Source organism: Bacteroides mediterraneensis (genome assembly GCF_900128455.1).
In the GTDB taxonomy this organism is placed as follows: Bacteria; Bacteroidota; Bacteroidia; order Bacteroidales; family Bacteroidaceae; genus Phocaeicola; species Phocaeicola mediterraneensis.
Genome location: NZ_LT635783.1, coordinates 1,782,623 through 1,799,532, shown reverse-complemented (window position 1 = coordinate 1,799,532; position 16,910 = coordinate 1,782,623). Strand labels below are relative to the sequence as shown.

Sequence of the window (16,910 nt, the reverse complement as noted above, 5' to 3'; positions counted from 1 at the left end):
GCTTTTAATTAAACTTTTGGATTAAGTGGTATAAATGTTGTTGCCTTTCGGCTAATCTTCCTCTTGGTAGAGCATGACCCTGTAGCCAGCCTTCAGGTGTATCTTGACGGTACGCATCTTCTTGGAGATATACTGCGACACGCCTTGTATGACACCTTTTCCCAAGTCGGAGGCAAGCTGTGCCCCGGCATTGGAGGAAATGTTGATGCTGCTGTTCAGCGAGCTTCCCATGTTGGCACCGACTTCCTTGGCTGCGTCAACCTCCATCGACTTCGGGATGAAGATGCCCTCCTGACCGTCATTGTCATAGACTGCAAGCTCAATCGGGATAATCATGCCGTTGTGCTCAATGGACTTCAAGGCTATGGAAAGCCTTTCGCCTTGCAATCGTGCCACTCCGACAATGACAGAATTTCGTGGTATCTCCCTATTGCCGACACGCATAGATTCCAACAATCTCAACCTTACTGCCTGTCCGTCCGTTATGGTCTGGTTGCCGTGGATGCAGGCAGAAATCGTGTTTTTGTCGGAAACACCACCTCTTCCGATGGCGGTATTGAATATTGCCGAAGCCTTTTCCGAGTAAGAGGCGACAAACTCCTCGTTACTCATGGAGCGGGTCAAAGACGAGACCACATGCCTTTGCACTTGCCTTACAGGGGAAACCTTGGCTTTCTTGCCCTTGGTGACAGCTTCCTTGTTTTCCTCTGTTGCAGTTTCTGCCGATGAAGGACTTGCCGCATTGGCATTTCCACCAGGCATGTACTTTGCCGCAAGTTGGTAGGACTTCTCCATAAGGGCGACTTGCTCGTCCATATTGGAACGCTTGTTTTCCTGCTGCATCATGCTTGCCTCCAGCTCGTCAAGACGTTTCCTCAACTCAGCATCTTCGCTGCTTCCCCCTTGCTGTGGCTGTTCATAGAAACCGCCCAAGGTCGTGTTCAAGGTTTGGTATGCCTCGGCAGACGAGCGGATGGCATCCGCCTCCTGTCTTTCCGCTTTTGTTGGCTGCTGCCCAGACTGCATCAGGTCAAAGTCCTTTTCTTGCCGTGTAGCAGTCGAATCAATGCCTGGCATGTACTCACCAAGAGTGTTCATTACTCTGCTTTTTTCCTTTTGCTTATTGGCAAGATTCTCCTTGGAGTATGCCTTGCGCTTGTCTGCCTCCACATCTGTCTTCTCCGCATCAGGCATTTCCATGTTGAATCCCTTGCTGCCTTTCTCACCCTCTGATGCAGACGGCTTGAAGATAAGCCATAGCACCAGACCGCAGACGAGGCACATGCATGGTATGGCAATCATCTTGTTACGCTTGATACGCTGTTCCTCTGTCAAAGGCTTCTTTTCCTTTGGAGCCTTATCCGGCTCCACCTTGTCATTCTTCTCCTTCTCCATGTGTCAATTCATCTTGGTTGGTCACTTGCTGCCCCTTGTCGGTAGGCAACTTTACACTCTCAATGTGCTCAACCTCTATATTAGAGGTCTTGCCGTTTCCAAAGTTGATGATGGCTGAACCTATCATGTAAAGGCTACAGAGGGCAAACAAGCTGAACATGACGAGCACGACTTTCAGTCTCACCCTTGGCGGAAGGGAATCCAGCCTGTCACGCAGTCTTCCCTTCATACCATTCACCTTTTCTTGGATTGTCTTAATCGGATTTTCCATTCTTGCTATTTTTATCGTTCTACTGTACTGATGTCCCTGTTCTCCACAATGGTGAAACCTTCAATTGTAAAACCATTCGGGTTGTCGTCGGAGCGTGTGGCATTCACCAACCTGCATACGGTGACAAGACTTCTCTCCGTCACGTTGCTCTCTCGGAGTATCACCTGCCGTGCGTAGGTCTTGGCTTGATAAGGGTAGTTATCAAAGTTACAGACCACGCTGTCAACTTGCAGCGACTGGTTGATGTTTCCCGCAATAAGTCGGTTATAAAAACCTTTCTCCGCAAAGTCCTGGTAATAGTTGTATGCGCTCTTGTCTGCCAGCAGCAAGGCTCGTTTCACGTTGTGCTCGATGGCGCTCTTTTCGGGAGATAGCGTAAAGAACAGCTCATGAAAGCGTCTCACGTGTTCCCTTGCCTCGGCAGGTCTGTTCTGTGAGAGGTCTTGCGAGAGGGCGAGCATCAGCGACTTGCCTCCGTCAAGGACGTATATCTTCTCGCGTTGCTTCTCCGCAAATCTGAATGCGAACACCACCGAACATATTGCAACAACAGCGCAACCGATGACGAGGACGATGCAGAACAGGCGTATCTGCCTGAACGAGGTCTCGATATTCTTCAATGACTTGAATTCCATTTTTCTTTTCGTTGTATTGTTCATGAATGACTATATTTTCTTAAATCCGCTCTTGATGAGCCTTCCAGCACGTCCTGCCACATTTCCAGCCGTTGCTCCTGCGATGCTTCCGCCCAGTGAGCCTGCCGTGTTCACGTTCCGGTTGTAGTTGCCGATGCCGCCACCTGCCTGTATGATCCAGCCTGCCACGGTCGGTATGGTGAAGTAACCGATGATTCCGATGATGAGGAAAACGATGTAAACACCGTTGCTTGCCTCAATGGAAAAGTTCGGGTCGTTCTGCAATGCCTCGATGTCGTTTTGCAGCATCAGCACCTGTATCTTGGCAAGGATGGTACTGAACAAGTCCGAAACGGGTAGCCAGAGATAAATCTGTATGTACCTGCAGAACCATTGTGTCAGCGTGGACTGGAATCCGTCCCATACCGATATGGCGAAACAAAGCGGACCGAGGATAGAGAGGACAATGAGGAAGAATGTCCTCAGCACGTCTATGACCAGTGCGGCGGCTTGGAACAGCAGTTCCAGCAGTTCACGGAAGAAATCACGTATGCTCTTCTTCATGCTGTACATGCCACGCTCCACATACATTCCTGCCATTGTCACCACGTCGCCGGGTGACCAGCCGAGTTCGTCAAGCTGCTTGTCAAACTCCTCGTTGCTCACAAGGTATGCAGTTTCGGGATTGCGTTTCATCGCCTCATATTCCAACTTGTCTTTCTGCGCCCGGTATTCATTCATGTCGAAGGTCTGTGTCTCCAGCATGGAATGTGTACCTTGCACGATGGGACTCATCACGCTGTTGAGCGTACCGAGCACGATGGTCGGGAAGAACATGATGGCAAGTCCGATGGCAAACGGACGGAGCAACGGAAATACGTCTATCGGCTCTGCCCTTGACAGTGACTGCCAAACCCTCAGGGCGACATAGAACAGCGCCCCAAGTCCTGCAAGTCCCTTGGCGATGTCCGTCATGTCGGAGCACAGCGGCATCATCTCGTCATACAGGGAACGCAGTATCTGGTGAAGATTCTCGAAATCCATAGGCTACCAGTATTTCTCGTTAGACTTGCCGTAGAGTCCCATGATGCGGTCGAGGTCGTTTTTCTTCTTGGCACGCAGATAACTCACGGAAATGTTCTTGTTGGTGTAGTAGCTTACGAGATTGCGGTAACGCTTCATCTTCGAGTAGCAGCGTTCCACCACGTCCATTCGCTCCTTGTCCGTCATGGAAAGGGTCGTGATGTTCACCACGTTCTTCAACTCAGTCAGCACATCGTTGCTTTCCTCCAACAGTTTGGTATAACCGAAGCCGATGGCGGAGAGTTCCTCCACGGAGAAATTGTCATCGTGCATCATCTTCTGGTAGTTGTTGATGTAGATGTCCGTGATGTCACCCACCATGAGGATGGTCTGCTGCACCTTGCGTGCGTCCTTGACGAGGTTGTTCACCGACTTCAGCGCATCGTAGTACTTCTTGCCCTGCTCGTAAATCTTCACGGTCTCCTTGAAGTTGTTGATCATGTTCTGAGCCGTCGAAGACGTGTGGCTGTGACATGTAAGTCTTGTATATGATTGTTCAACTTTCATTCCACGAGTTGGAAATAGAACGATTGAACCTGTTGTTCCGTCAACAGTAGCCTATGGGAACGTGCGGTATTAAGCAATGAACCCGTGCGGTAACAGAACCAACAATGAAGCCCTTCCGAAAGGAGAAGTCTGAACCGTGAGGGGATGACAACTGCCGTTAGTATCGAACGACAGGGGAGCTAGGCTGAATGGTATGAATAACGTAATGTGAACCGTTGATAAACGTCGTAACTTCGAATGAGCTGCTAATGATACTGGGCTCTAACCCAAAAGGGATGCAGTCGGATAACCTTCTCCATGCTAAGGTTACACGGACATAACGACTGCCGGCGGATAGACGGATTCTAACCCATTCGTTTGTCATATACAAGAAACATGGTAAACCCGTACTTCTCCTGTTAACAGCAGGTAAGCAGACCGTAAGTGAAGCCGAATGGAGTGCGGGCAGAGGAATGCGGAGAAAGCGAATGCCGTTCTATAATGGAACGGATAGAGGTTGAAACATCACCTCACACGAAAGTGGGCAGACTTCCGCATGGTGGATGTTTTACAAGAAACTTATAGAACTTATTAAAGGAGAAAAGCAAATGAACGAGATTAAAACATCGTGTGCATCTACTGACCGGAAATGGAGCACTTGGGAAAGCATAGACTGGAACAAGTGTGAGATAGCGGTTAATAAGCTACAAGCACGTATTGTAAAAGCTCAAAAGGCGGGCAAACACGGCAAGGTGAAATCTTTGCAATGGGTGCTAACGCATTCGTTTTACGCTAAAGCTTTAGCCGTAAAGCGTGTTACATCAAACAGTGGCAGTGACACCGCAGGCGTTGACAAGGTGAAATGGTCAACTCCCAATGCCAGATTCAAGGCTATCGGTGAACTGAAAAGAAGAGGCTACAAGCCCCAGCCGTTAAAAAGGGTCAATATCAAAAAGAGTAATGGGAAACTACGTCCTTTAGGTATCCCGACGATGAAAGACAGGGCTATGCAGGCATTATACCTGCTTGCGTTGGAACCTGTATCGGAAACAACTGCGGACAGTAATTCCTACGGTTTCCGTAAAGAGAGAAGTACTGGAGATGCAAGGGAACAATGTTTTTGTGTCCTTGCAAAGAAAACTTCTCCCGAATGGATTATGGAGGGTGACATCAAAGGTTGTTTCGACCACATCAGCCACGAATGGCTGCTGAACAATATCCCTATGGATAAAGTGATGCTGCGGAAATGGCTCAAATGCGGTTTTGTCTTCAACAAGGAGCTATTCCCTACGGAAGAGGGTACCCCACAGGGCGGTATCATCTCACCAACTCTTGCGAATATGACACTGGACGGGCTGCAAACTATGCTTGCAGAGAAGTATCACAAGAAATTTGTAAACAGGAAAACGACCTACTATCCCAAAGTACATCTTGTACGCTATGCGGATGATTTTATCATCACGGGTAGAAGCAAGGAAGCTTTGGAAGAAATCAAACCGTTAGTAGTAGACTTTCTCAAGGAAAGGGGATTAACCCTGTCGGAAGAGAAAACAAAGATTACGCACATTGATGACGGATTTGATTTTCTTGGGTACAATATCCGAAAATACAAAGGAGTGCTTCTAATCAAACCGTCCAAAAAGAGCCTGAAGAAATTCATGCAGAAAATCCGGGGAATCATTGATTCCAATAAAGGAAGCAAACAGGAATCACTTATAAGGCTCTTGAATCCTGTGATAACAGGCTGGGTAAACTACTATAAGAATTGTGTGGCTTCTGACACATTCGGAAAAGCTGACTACCTGATATTTGAAAAGTTATGGCAATGGGCTAAGAGACGACACCCCAAGAAAGGCAAATACTGGATTGCCGACCGATACTTTACACGGATAAAAAACCGCAACTGGTGCTTCGTGGCAAACTTCAAGAAAGGCAAGACTGATGACAGGATTGCACTGAAAAGGCTGTATGACACAAAGATTACCCGATATGTCAAGGTAAAAGGTGAAGCAAATCCCTTTGACCCCGAATGGACAGAGTATTTTGAAAAGCGTAAGACTTACAAGATGCTACAGTCGCTCAACGGTAGAAAATCATTGCTGTACATGTGGGAAAGACAGAACCATTTATGTCCCGTATGTGGTAAACCCATAGACAAGGAACATCCTTGGGGAACTTCCCAACAAATAGTCAATGGCAAGAAAGTAAATTTCCTGCTGCATGACAGCTGTAGAAGAAAAGTCATTCAAACTAATAAGATGTAACTATGAGCTGGTTTCTATTAAATAGAAATTTAACACTGCTTGAGCCGTATGATTGGAAACTTTCATGTACGGTTCTGAGGGGGGAAAGGGGCAGTAATGCCCCTGACCTACCCGGCACAATGTTGTTGGACGAGTTGATGATACTCTGCGCAATGTTGGTAGGATCTATGACAGACCACTGTGCGCTTGCCTTTCCCGCCATCAGCAGGAACAGGCAGATTGTCATGATTACTTTTGTTCTCATTTTTACTTTTGGATTAAGTGGATAATGAATTTCATTTGTTCTCTTGTTTGTCCTCTGCAAGCTGCCGGATGGCGGCTTCCATGTCACCACCGAGTTTCTCCGCCAATGCCCTCACCTCCAGTTTCTCACTTTCCTCAGTCGTATAGGCGAGATATTCCTGCGTGGACACTTCTGTGGCATATACTGCCGACTGCGTTCCTCCGAGTCCTATCCATACTTCCTTGTAGAGACGTGACGGGTCGTTGGACTGGTTGATGGAGAGAATCTGCGACTTCTCCTTTTCCGTCAATCCGAGCAATGCCTGTATCTGCTCGAACTTGTTCATGAACTTCCTCTGGTCAAGGAGTATCTTGCAGTCTGAGTTGTTGATGATACTGTCCTTCACGATAGCGGAGGATATGATGTCCTCTACTTCCTGGGTTACCACAACCGCCTCACCGAAGAACTTTCTGACCGTCTTATAGAGATACTTGATATAGGACGCCATGTTTGCCGAAGCTATCGCTTTGCCGGGTAGGTCAGGGGCATTACTGCCCCTTTCCCCCCTCAGAACCGTACATGAAAGTTTCCAATCATACGGCTCAAGCAGTGTTAAATTTCTATTTAATAGAAACCAGCTCATAGTTACATCTTATTAGTTTGAATGACTTTTCTTCTACAGCTGTCATGCAGCAGGAAATTTACTTTCTTGCCATTGACTATTTGTTGGGAAGTTCCCCAAGGATGTTCCTTGTCTATGGGTTTACCACATACGGGACATAAATGGTTCTGTCTTTCCCACATGTACAGCAATGATTTTCTACCGTTGAGCGACTGTAGCATCTTGTAAGTCTTACGCTTTTCAAAATACTCTGTCCATTCGGGGTCAAAGGGATTTGCTTCACCTTTTACCTTGACATATCGGGTAATCTTTGTGTCATACAGCCTTTTCAGTGCAATCCTGTCATCAGTCTTGCCTTTCTTGAAGTTTGCCACGAAGCACCAGTTGCGGTTTTTTATCCGTGTAAAGTATCGGTCGGCAATCCAGTATTTGCCTTTCTTGGGGTGTCGTCTCTTAGCCCATTGCCATAACTTTTCAAATATCAGGTAGTCAGCTTTTCCGAATGTGTCAGAAGCCACACAATTCTTATAGTAGTTTACCCAGCCTGTTATCACAGGATTCAAGAGCCTTATAAGTGATTCCTGTTTGCTTCCTTTATTGGAATCAATGATTCCCCGGATTTTCTGCATGAATTTCTTCAGGCTCTTTTTGGACGGTTTGATTAGAAGCACTCCTTTGTATTTTCGGATATTGTACCCAAGAAAATCAAATCCGTCATCAATGTGCGTAATCTTTGTTTTCTCTTCCGACAGGGTTAATCCCCTTTCCTTGAGAAAGTCTACTACTAACGGTTTGATTTCTTCCAAAGCTTCCTTGCTTCTACCCGTGATGATAAAATCATCCGCATAGCGTACAAGATGTACTTTGGGATAGTAGGTCGTTTTCCTGTTTACAAATTTCTTGTGATACTTCTCTGCAAGCATAGTTTGCAGCCCGTCCAGTGTCATATTCGCAAGAGTTGGTGAGATGATACCGCCCTGTGGGGTACCCTCTTCCGTAGGGAATAGCTCCTTGTTGAAGACAAAACCGCATTTGAGCCATTTCCGCAGCATCACTTTATCCATAGGGATATTGTTCAGCAGCCATTCGTGGCTGATGTGGTCGAAACAACCTTTGATGTCACCCTCCATAATCCATTCGGGAGAAGTTTTCTTTGCAAGGACACAAAAACATTGTTCCCTTGCATCTCCAGTACTTCTCTCTTTACGGAAACCGTAGGAATTACTGTCCGCAGTTGTTTCCGATACAGGTTCCAACGCAAGCAGGTATAATGCCTGCATAGCCCTGTCTTTCATCGTCGGGATACCTAAAGGACGTAGTTTCCCATTACTCTTTTTGATATTGACCCTTTTTAACGGCTGGGGCTTGTAGCCTCTTCTTTTCAGTTCACCGATAGCCTTGAATCTGGCATTGGGAGTTGACCATTTCACCTTGTCAACGCCTGCGGTGTCACTGCCACTGTTTGATGTAACACGCTTTACGGCTAAAGCTTTAGCGTAAAACGAATGCGTTAGCACCCATTGCAAAGATTTCACCTTGCCGTGTTTGCCCGCCTTTTGAGCTTTTACAATACGTGCTTGTAGCTTATTAACCGCTATCTCACACTTGTTCCAGTCTATGCTTTCCCAAGTGCTCCATTTCCGGTCAGTAGATGCACACGATGTTTTAATCTCGTTCATTTGCTTTTCTCCTTTAATAAGTTCTATAAGTTTCTTGTAAAACATCCACCATGCGGAAGTCTGCCCACTTTCGTGTGAGGTGATGTTTCAACCTCTATCCGTTCCATTATAGAACGGCATTCGCTTTCTCCGCATTCCTCTGCCCGCACTCCATTCGGCTTCACTTACGGTCTGCTTACCTGCTGTTAACAGGAGAAGTACGGGTTTACCATGTTTCTTGTATATGACAAACGAATGGGTTAGAATCCGTCTATCCGCCGGCAGTCGTTATGTCCGTGTAACCTTAGCATGGAGAAGGTTATCCGACTGCATCCCTTTTGGGTTAGAGCCCAGTATCATTAGCAGCTCATTCGAAGTTACGACGTTTATCAACGGTTCACATTACGTTATTCATACCATTCAGCCTAGCTCCCCTGTCGTTCGATACTAACGGCAGTTGTCATCCCCTCACGGTTCAGACTTCTCCTTTCGGAAGGGCTTCATTGTTGGTTCTGTTACCGCACGGGTTCATTGCTTAATACCGCACGTTCCCATAGGCTACTGTTGACGGAACAACAGGTTCAATCGTTCTATTTCCAACTCGTGGAATGAAAGTTGAACAATCATATACAAGACTTACATGTCACAGCCATGCTTCTTCTATCACTATCATCTTGCGGATGCCTTTCAGGCGGCGCATCTTGTTGATGAACAGCTCCATGATGATGATGGTCGTGACCGGGAACAGGATTGGATGGTCCTTGATGGAATCAATCTCGAAAACGATGAACCGCTTGTGCAGCAGGTCAAGCTCCTTGTCGGAGTTAAGCAGATAGTCGTACTCACCACCCTTGTAGTAAGGTTCCAGCACGTTGAGAAATCCGTCTATATCAAAATCTTTCTCACGGACTTTCTTTTCTTCCAGTACCTTGCGGTATTCCGTTCCCACAAACTCATAGAAGGTATTGAAGCACGGCACGATGTCGCTTTCCTCTTTCAGTTTACCGATGTAGAGCGACACGGCATTTGACAAGGCAACCTCTTCCGCTCGTGTGGCAGGCTCGTTGTCCTTCTTCCAAAGTGTCAGGAGCAAAGTCTTGATGCTCTCACGCTTCTCGATGTCAAAGACCTTATCCTCGGTGAAGAACGGATTGAATGAGATGGGACTCTCATCCGTATAGGTATAGTAGATACCATCCTTTCCACCTGTCTTTCTGTTGATTATCTCGCAGAGTCCCTGGTAGGAATTTCCCGTATCCACCAAGACCACATGCGTGCCTTGCTCGTAATACTGTCTGACGAGGTGGTTCATGAAGAACGACTTTCCACTTCCCGATGGTCCGAGCACGAACTTGTTGCGGTTGGTTGTCACGCCTTTTCTCATCGGCAGGTCAGAGATGTCAATGTGCAGCGGCTTACCACTGATGCGGTCTGCCATCTTGATGCCGAACGGTGAGGGAGAATCCATATAGTTGGTTTCCTCCGTGAAGAGGCACACTGACTGCTCAATGAAGGTATGGAAACTCTCCTCTGACGGGAAATCCCCCTCGTTGCCGGGTATCGCTGCCCAGAAAAGTGTCGGACAATCCACCGTATTGTGGCGTGGCACACATTCCATGCTTGCCAACTGACTGCCTACGTCGTTGCGAAGATGCTTCAACTCTTCCATATCCTCGCCCCATGCCATAACATTGAAATGGGCACGGACAGACTGCAAGCCTTGTGAGTGAGCCTCGTTCAGATACTCGTCAATCCATTCCTTGTTGATGGCGTTCTGTCGGCTGTACCTTGACAGCGAGTGCATGTTACGTGCGGTCTTCTCGAACTTCTGCAAGGTCTCGTCACTGTTGTCTATGAAGACATACTGGTTATAGATATGATTGCAGGACAACAGCAAGCCAACTGGAGCGGCAAAAGATAGTCGGCAGTCACTTCGATCAGTGGACAATCGCTCAAAGCGGTTGTCCGTAGATACTTCCGTTGGCAAGTCTTCCGTTTGCGACAAGGTATGAAGGCATAGGTGTTTGTTTCCGATACGCATACCACTTGCAGACAATTCCATATCCTCCAAACATTGCACGTTCTCCGTGGAGAGCGATAGGTACTTGCCTACAAGTCCCGTTGTCCGTTCCGTGCCTGTGATTTCATCATCAGCCAACTTTCGCAATGATATATAACCACTGTCGTTGATGATTCTTGCGAACTGCTCCACGGCATCGAGGAATCTTGCTACCGTTTCCTTGTCCTTGATTTCCTTGGGGATGATATGCCCACGGCACAAGGTGGAAAAATTGCTTTGGTGTGCCATACGCTCCTTGGTGGTCTTGGTGAGGAACAGGTAACACTGGTGATGCAGGTAAGGACGCTCATTGAAGTGTCTCTCGTAGCTTCTTGACAGAAAGCTCATATCGCTATTCTGCAAGTCCGGCGCATAGTTCTCTTTCACGAACCAGTCCTGCTTGTGTACGATGCTGTAGTCTGGCAGCACCTTGATAGCCTTGCACCATGCGGCATGTACCGACTCATACTCCTGCGATGTTACCGTGAAGATTTCGGGGAGCGTCACCTCGTAGGCGACCGTGATGTCGCCATTCTTGGAGATAATGCAGCCTTGCTCCACGGCAAGCAACGGGAACTTGCTTTCAAGGGTGCTTGATTTTCTGATATTTCTCATTCTTCTTTCTTTTTATGTTTGAACATTCGGTTTGTTTTCCTTCGGTTGAGGATATAGCGTGGATGGCTCTTGGCGGCAAGGAGCTTCATCAGTCCATGCTCACCGTACTTGTTGTTCAGATGGAATATTCCCCATACTAGCAATGATCCGAGCGTGAGACCCAAGCCGATGCAGACCAATTGATCCGCACCAGCCATATAGAGGACTACCACAAGGAAGAAGACGGCAAGCAGTCCACCTGCGAAGATGAAGAGGTACTGTGCCTTCAGTCCCTTGAACTCAACCGAATGACCGATGCCCTTGTTGATTGGGTAGTCAGCCATAAGTCTTATACCTTATTATATTATAGGAAGAACGAGCGGAGGATGGTTGCACTCACGATGAGGAAGATGCAGGCTCCGAACCAGCTTGCGGCAGTCTTGCTCGTGTCCGGGTCGCCTGACGAGAACTTGCCATACACCTTGATGCCTCCGATGAGACCCACCACGGCACCGATGGCGTAGATGAGCTTCGTGCCCGGGTCGAAGTAGGAGGTCACCATACTTGTTGCCTCGTTGATACCTGCAAGTCCGTTGCCTTGCGCGAATGTCTGTGATACGGCTGCGAAAATCATCGCAGCAAGAAGAATGATTCTGTTTTTCTTGTTCATAAATCGTTTTTTTCTGTGCCTTGGGGATTGGATGATCCCGGCTGGCGGTTGATACTTTTGTTTACTCATGCGGCATGATGCCGACTTGTGGATTCAGTGGCGAGCTGAGATTTTAGCCGTAGTCTTTCTTTTTCATTGGTGTACTGTCTTGTTGTTAGATGCGATATGCCTTGAGTCCTTCATCAAACGCAGCCTTTATTTCGGCATTGTGGATGTTGAAGTGCTCGTTGATGATATTCTCGATGAAACTTGCCATGGAAACCTGTCCTTTGCCTACGACACTGACAAACTTCATTACTCGCTCATGAGTTTCCTCACTGATGCTTACCTGTCTGCCAAGTCTTGCAGTAAAGCCTGCATCCGTCATGAACTTGCCGATGTACCCATTTCTGTTGTTGGTACTTGACGACATGGTTACATTCACTATGGACTGAACACAGATGTGCTCCTTAGTCCCGTTGTTCTTTCTTGCTTTTTTCATAATTCTCATTTTTATTGTTATACAAAATCTCTGATATTGAAATCCTTGAAGTCTTCTGGTACAACAAGTTTCTTCTTTTTGATAGCTTTTGTTGCTTTTTCTGATGTAGGCTTGATGGTGGAAACGCTCGACATGTGCAATTCCATCAACGCATTCATTCTGCGTTTGATCTGCTTGGAACGTTCCGCTATCATGTTGAAAAGTTCATTGCCTTCCATTTCAATAAACACCTTGCCAGCATGAGCACATTCTTCGTTTGTGGCATTCGGCTTGCTTGCTGTTTCAACAGCCTTGTCTATCTCCTCAAAGCTATTGCCACTTGCTTGTTCAACAACAGGCTCTTCTTCTGATTCATCGTATTTCACGTCAACATCCTCAATACGTGTATCTGTGAAAACTTCATCCAACTTATTGTCAGGAATACGGGCGGACTTCACCAAAGATTGATCATCCTCGAATGTAACCTCATTTTCCCTTATTGTTTCACCATCATCCTCCCGTTTAATTTGCACAGGTTCGCTTGGGACTTTTTTCGGTGAGACAGTATAGGTGTGTCTGACAATGAAGTCATCAGCAGGAATAGGCGGACTTTCCTTAGGTGCCACATTAGTCTTTTCTATTCTCAACTTGCTTCTAAGCCAGATGTCGGCATCAAATACCAAGACTGCTATACTCCACATAAAATACAGGAGTACAATTATCAATAACATTATTTCCATATTACCACATGATTATATCCTTGTTATTCTTCTTATACACCTCTTTGATAACTTCCCCATACTTTTGGAAATGTTCTGTCAGCACATGGTCTATATAGCCCGACAAAGACATATCCTCACGGTTAATGACAGACACGAGGCGCATGATGGTTTCATGATACTCCTTTCGGATGTATGTCATCTTGCCAGAACGAGCTGGATTCTCAGACCTGCGAATATACCTTTCTTGGTATTCATCCATGAGAGATGAAGTACCCTTGGAAGGCATTGCTTCTTTTTGTTTACTTACCTCGCTCTTTAGTGCCTCCTTCTGTATAGGTTCTTCCGTTGAAGCCCTGCTTGGTGGCATGTGTGGGCGGAATGAGTTTCTGAACTCTTCCGAGTCAATGTTTACTTTTAAATTCTTTGCCATACACATTACTTCTTGATAATGGATAATATTTCGTCAGCCAATTTCTCTATGTTGCTGCCCTTTATCAGTTGCTTGTCGGGAGGTAGAATCGTAGAGCGAAAGACAACCTTGTTACCATCCTCTGCACATTCCTTTCTGAAACGCTTACTGTCTGGGATGTAGGTGTTCAACACAGACAATCCCAATCCGTCCATCACACAACCAGCTTTCTCGTAGAGGTTTGTTTTCTCTCTTGCATCAACCATGTTCCAAAGCATATTCAGTTCCTTGATATTTGTCTTGCCGACGCTGATGAACATATCGTTCAACTGACTGGCGAACATGATGGAACTTCTTAACACAACATTGTCTGCTGTAATCGGACAAAAGATGTAGTCCATCGTGGCAATGGTCTCTATGACACCGAGGTTGTCAATCGTTCCTGCGAGGTCAAAGAAGATGAAGTCTGGCGGTGTGTCCATTTCCAAGAAAGGCTTTACTGTTTCCACAGCCTCGTCGGGACGACTCTCCACGATTGGATAGGCAGGCTTGCCTGTTCTTCTCATCATCTCATGCGTCTGTCTCAACAGATACTCATTACTCTCGATGTTCTGCATGTCACGCTCTCTCATGTCCTTGATGCTGAACTGTGGAAAATCACAGTCAACCACCACGACATCGTAACCTCTGACATAATAAAGGTAACTTGCCATCAACACCGTTAGTGTTGTCTTGCCAGCTCCTCCCTTTTGGGTGGAGAAGGCGATGAATGTTGGTTCTTTCTTCATGTTTGTCTTTTTATGAGTTATACATCTTGTTTGTTATAATGCGGTATTGCATTTTTATTTGCGATACATCCTACATGCTATGGTGCAAATCTATGAGCCATGAGGCTTGCAAGTGATATTATATGTTATGCAACTTTCGTATCAGTTATATTGTTTTTATGCTTGCTATATGGCTTTTATATATGTCATGCTTCATAACTGTTCTATAGCCAGTCTGTATGTCATGCCACATTTGTGCATACTTATATTACATTTTACATATCAAGCATTTTGCATGTCAAACGTTTTATCATATTACATGTAATACGTTTTATATGACTGCATTGGAGCATCTGAATATGCCGTCTGTTTTGCATCATTCAAGACATGTATGTCTGTCATTCACGCTGCAAAGTAACAACGAAAAATCCGAAAAACAATGGTTTTCAAATCCTGTGGCAGCATGTTGCCGATAGTTGCAGTGGTTGTCTGGGGTGCATCTGTTCCAAGGGTGCTATTTTAGCCGTAATTTTGCACCCGAAAGGCAAAGCGATGGATAGCGCATCCATATCGTTCCGAGAAGAACAAGGCTTGATATTCCGCAAAGGACTGGATTTCCCGAACAGCTTCCATTCGGGATGGGGACAGCTTCTTACGAAGGCTAACTTCAATCCACCCTAAGCGGATTTTTATGTCCTCAAAGACATAGCAAGGTATGTTTTGAGTTACTCAAAACCTTTGGAGTTACTCTCCAAAGACCTTGCCCTGCCGGGTTGGTAGCCTCTCCGAAGTCGGGCTCCCCATGTTCCAATCTGACGATAGTTTGTGCAATTCCATTATTGCCGCATATACCACTTAATCCATTTTAATATGAACACAGAAAGAAAACGAGGGGGACGAATCCCCAAGCTGAACCCGAAGTCGCACCATGTGATGCTTCGGTTCGACGATGACGAGTGGATGAAATTCCTCGTCATGTATGAGCAGACTGATGTGAAGGCAAAGGCTGTTTTTGCCAAGGCACGCATCTTCGGCGAGCCGTTCAAGGTGCTGCGCGAGGACAAGACATTGGTGGAATACTACACCAAGCTTTCTTCTTTTCACTCGCAGTACCGAATGATTGGCAACAACTACAACCAGATTGTCAAGGAACTCCGTTGTCATTTCTCAGAGAAAAAGGCGATGGCTTTGCTCTATAAGCTGGAGAATTGCACCAGGGAACTGGTCTCTCTTACCCGTGAGATTGTTGAACTAACCCGTAAGTTTGAGGAAAGATGGTCGCAAAGATAAGTTTCGGAAGTTCATTGTATGGCGCACTGGCATACAATGGTGAAAAGATTAACAAGGAAGAGGGAAAGCTCTTAGCAACGAACAAGATCTTCGATGATTGTTCGGGAAAGACGAGCATCGCCAATGCCTTGCGTGATTTCCAGCGATACCTTTCTCCGCACATCAAAACAGAGAAGCCTGTCGTGCATATATCCTTGAATCCGCATCCCGATGATGTGCTGACGGATATGGACATGGAGAACATCGCCCGTGAATACTTGGAGCGCATGGGATATGGCAACCAGCCATACATGGTTTACAAGCATGAGGACATCGACCGTCATCACATGCACATCGTGACTATCCGAGTGGATGAAAACGGCAAGTGTTTGGATAGCCGATACAACTACCATAGGAGCAAGGCTATCACCCGTGACTTGGAGGAGAAGTACAATCTCCACAAGGCAGACCGCAAGCAACGCCAGGCAGACAATCCACTCCGCAAGGTGGATGTAAGCCAAGGCAATGTGAAGAAGCAGGTTGCCAATACCGTAAAATCTCTCTGCGCTACCTACAGGTTCCAGTCCTTGGGCGAGTACCGTGCACTTCTCTCCTTATATAATATATCCTTGGAGGAAGTCAGAGGCGAAGTTGGCGGTCGTGAGTATCATGGTTTTGTCTATTCTGCCACGGACGGACCGGGCAACAAGGTGGGAAATCCTTTCAAGGCTTCCAAGATTGACAAATCTGTCGGTGTGGAGGCGATAGAAAAGCGGTTCGCTTATTCTGCCAAGAAGTTCAAGGAGGACAAGAAACTATCCGAGATGACCCGTCATAGCGTAGAAGCAGTCTTGAAACAGACGTACCATAAGGATAAGTTCGTTGAACTGCTGAAAGCAAAGGGCATTGATGTTGTTTTTCGACATACAGCTGACGGCCGTATCTACGGAGCAACATTCATTGACCACCGCACTCAAAGCGTTTTCAATGGTTCAAGGCTTGGAACGAATCTTTCTGCCAATGCCCTGCAGGAGCACTTCACCTTACCTTACGAGAATGAGCAGCCGATACCGCTTACCATCCCGAAGGAAGATGTCACAATGCCGGAACAGGAATATCATGGTTCTAGCTTGTTCGATGAGTACGGCAGCGGTCTTGGACTTATGGCTGGAGGCGGTCCTTCAAATGAGGCGCAGGAAGCTGCATTTGACAGAGAGTTGCGTAGAAAGAAGAAGAAACGAAAAGGGCGAAGTCTTTAATCGTGTTATCAAGGTTGGCTTTCTTATACAATGGAGAAAGCCTACCTTCAATCAAAAACAATTT

14 protein-coding genes and 4 pseudogenes are annotated in these 16,910 nt (G+C 46.5%); 3 read left to right on the top strand and 15 right to left on the bottom strand.

Features of this window, described 5'->3' with window-relative positions; genetic code table 11:
- Positions 1-51: 51 nt before the first annotated feature.
- From traM to BQ7480_RS07235, 5 genes and pseudogenes are all read right to left on the bottom strand, one after another.
- Positions 52-1,395: a conjugative transposon protein TraM gene (gene traM / locus BQ7480_RS07255; RefSeq protein WP_072542318.1), complete on the bottom strand. Its 1,344-nt coding sequence runs from the start codon at positions 1,393-1,395 to the stop codon at positions 52-54.
- Positions 1,376-1,666, bottom strand: a complete 291-nt coding sequence (locus BQ7480_RS07250; RefSeq protein WP_072542317.1) for a TraL conjugative transposon family protein — start codon at positions 1,664-1,666, stop codon at positions 1,376-1,378. The genes traM and BQ7480_RS07250 overlap by 20 nt, the downstream gene beginning before the upstream one ends.
- 11 nt (positions 1,667-1,677) lie before the next feature.
- A complete protein-coding gene (traK, locus tag BQ7480_RS07245) occupies positions 1,678-2,301 on the bottom strand; it encodes a conjugative transposon protein TraK (RefSeq protein ID WP_068856390.1) in 624 nt (207 codons plus the stop codon).
- A 30-nt stretch (positions 2,302-2,331) separates the two neighbouring features.
- On the bottom strand, positions 2,332-3,345 hold the full coding sequence (traJ, locus tag BQ7480_RS07240) for a conjugative transposon protein TraJ (protein WP_068856391.1): 1,014 nt from the start codon (positions 3,343-3,345) through the stop codon (positions 2,332-2,334).
- A 3-nt stretch (positions 3,346-3,348) separates the two neighbouring features.
- A pseudogene (locus BQ7480_RS07235) lies at positions 3,349-3,849 on the bottom strand (DUF4141 domain-containing protein); the annotation flags it as partial.
- A gap of 629 nt (positions 3,850-4,478) precedes the next feature.
- Between BQ7480_RS07235 and ltrA (BQ7480_RS07230) the strand changes: the two are divergent.
- The gene (gene ltrA / locus BQ7480_RS07230; protein WP_072543943.1) at positions 4,479-6,134 is read left to right on the top strand and encodes a group II intron reverse transcriptase/maturase; all 1,656 of its coding nucleotides are present in this window, start codon (positions 4,479-4,481) and stop codon (positions 6,132-6,134) included.
- A gap of 115 nt (positions 6,135-6,249) precedes the next feature.
- Here the strand turns inward: ltrA (BQ7480_RS07230) and BQ7480_RS07220 are convergent.
- From BQ7480_RS07220 to BQ7480_RS07175, 10 genes and pseudogenes are all read right to left on the bottom strand, one after another.
- Positions 6,250-6,378, bottom strand: a pseudogene (locus BQ7480_RS07220) (DUF4141 domain-containing protein); the annotation flags it as partial.
- A 31-nt stretch (positions 6,379-6,409) separates the two neighbouring features.
- Positions 6,410-6,886 (bottom strand): annotated as a pseudogene (locus BQ7480_RS07215) (TraG family conjugative transposon ATPase); the annotation flags it as partial.
- A 116-nt stretch (positions 6,887-7,002) separates the two neighbouring features.
- Entirely contained in the window at positions 7,003-8,658 is a 1,656-nt protein-coding gene (ltrA, locus tag BQ7480_RS07210; RefSeq protein WP_072543943.1) for a group II intron reverse transcriptase/maturase, read from the bottom strand.
- A 628-nt stretch (positions 8,659-9,286) separates the two neighbouring features.
- Positions 9,287-11,311 (bottom strand): annotated as a pseudogene (locus BQ7480_RS07205) (TraG family conjugative transposon ATPase); the annotation flags it as partial.
- Positions 11,308-11,634 carry a DUF4133 domain-containing protein gene (locus BQ7480_RS07200; RefSeq protein ID WP_072542314.1) on the bottom strand — a complete coding sequence of 109 codons (327 nt, stop codon included), beginning with the start codon at positions 11,632-11,634 and terminating at the stop codon, positions 11,308-11,310. The pseudogene BQ7480_RS07205 and the gene BQ7480_RS07200, both read right to left, overlap by 4 nt.
- Positions 11,635-11,654: 20 nt before the next feature.
- On the bottom strand, positions 11,655-11,960 hold the full coding sequence (locus BQ7480_RS07195; RefSeq protein WP_072542313.1) for a DUF4134 domain-containing protein: 306 nt from the start codon (positions 11,958-11,960) through the stop codon (positions 11,655-11,657).
- Positions 11,961-12,114: 154 nt separating this feature from the next.
- Positions 12,115-12,441: a DUF3408 domain-containing protein gene (locus tag BQ7480_RS07190; RefSeq protein WP_228115390.1), complete on the bottom strand. Its 327-nt coding sequence runs from the start codon at positions 12,439-12,441 to the stop codon at positions 12,115-12,117.
- 17 nt (positions 12,442-12,458) lie between these two features.
- A complete protein-coding gene (locus BQ7480_RS07185; protein WP_072542312.1) occupies positions 12,459-13,160 on the bottom strand; it encodes a hypothetical protein in 702 nt (233 codons plus the stop codon).
- A gap of 1 nt (position 13,161) precedes the next feature.
- The gene (locus tag BQ7480_RS07180) at positions 13,162-13,572 is read right to left on the bottom strand and encodes a DUF3408 domain-containing protein (protein WP_072543942.1); all 411 of its coding nucleotides are present in this window, start codon (positions 13,570-13,572) and stop codon (positions 13,162-13,164) included.
- Positions 13,573-13,577: 5 nt separating this feature from the next.
- The gene (locus BQ7480_RS07175; RefSeq protein WP_072542311.1) at positions 13,578-14,339 is read right to left on the bottom strand and encodes a ParA family protein; all 762 of its coding nucleotides are present in this window, start codon (positions 14,337-14,339) and stop codon (positions 13,578-13,580) included.
- 849 nt (positions 14,340-15,188) lie between these two features.
- On the opposite strand from BQ7480_RS07175, the gene mobA reads away from it, so the two are divergent.
- Positions 15,189-15,608: a conjugal transfer protein MobA gene (mobA, locus tag BQ7480_RS07165; RefSeq protein WP_072542309.1), complete on the top strand. Its 420-nt coding sequence runs from the start codon at positions 15,189-15,191 to the stop codon at positions 15,606-15,608.
- Positions 15,593-16,846 carry a conjugal transfer protein MobB gene (gene mobB / locus BQ7480_RS07160; protein ID WP_072542308.1) on the top strand — a complete coding sequence of 418 codons (1,254 nt, stop codon included), beginning with the start codon at positions 15,593-15,595 and terminating at the stop codon, positions 16,844-16,846. Before mobA ends, mobB begins: the two co-directional genes overlap by 16 nt.
- The last annotated feature ends 64 nt before the right edge of the window (positions 16,847-16,910 follow it).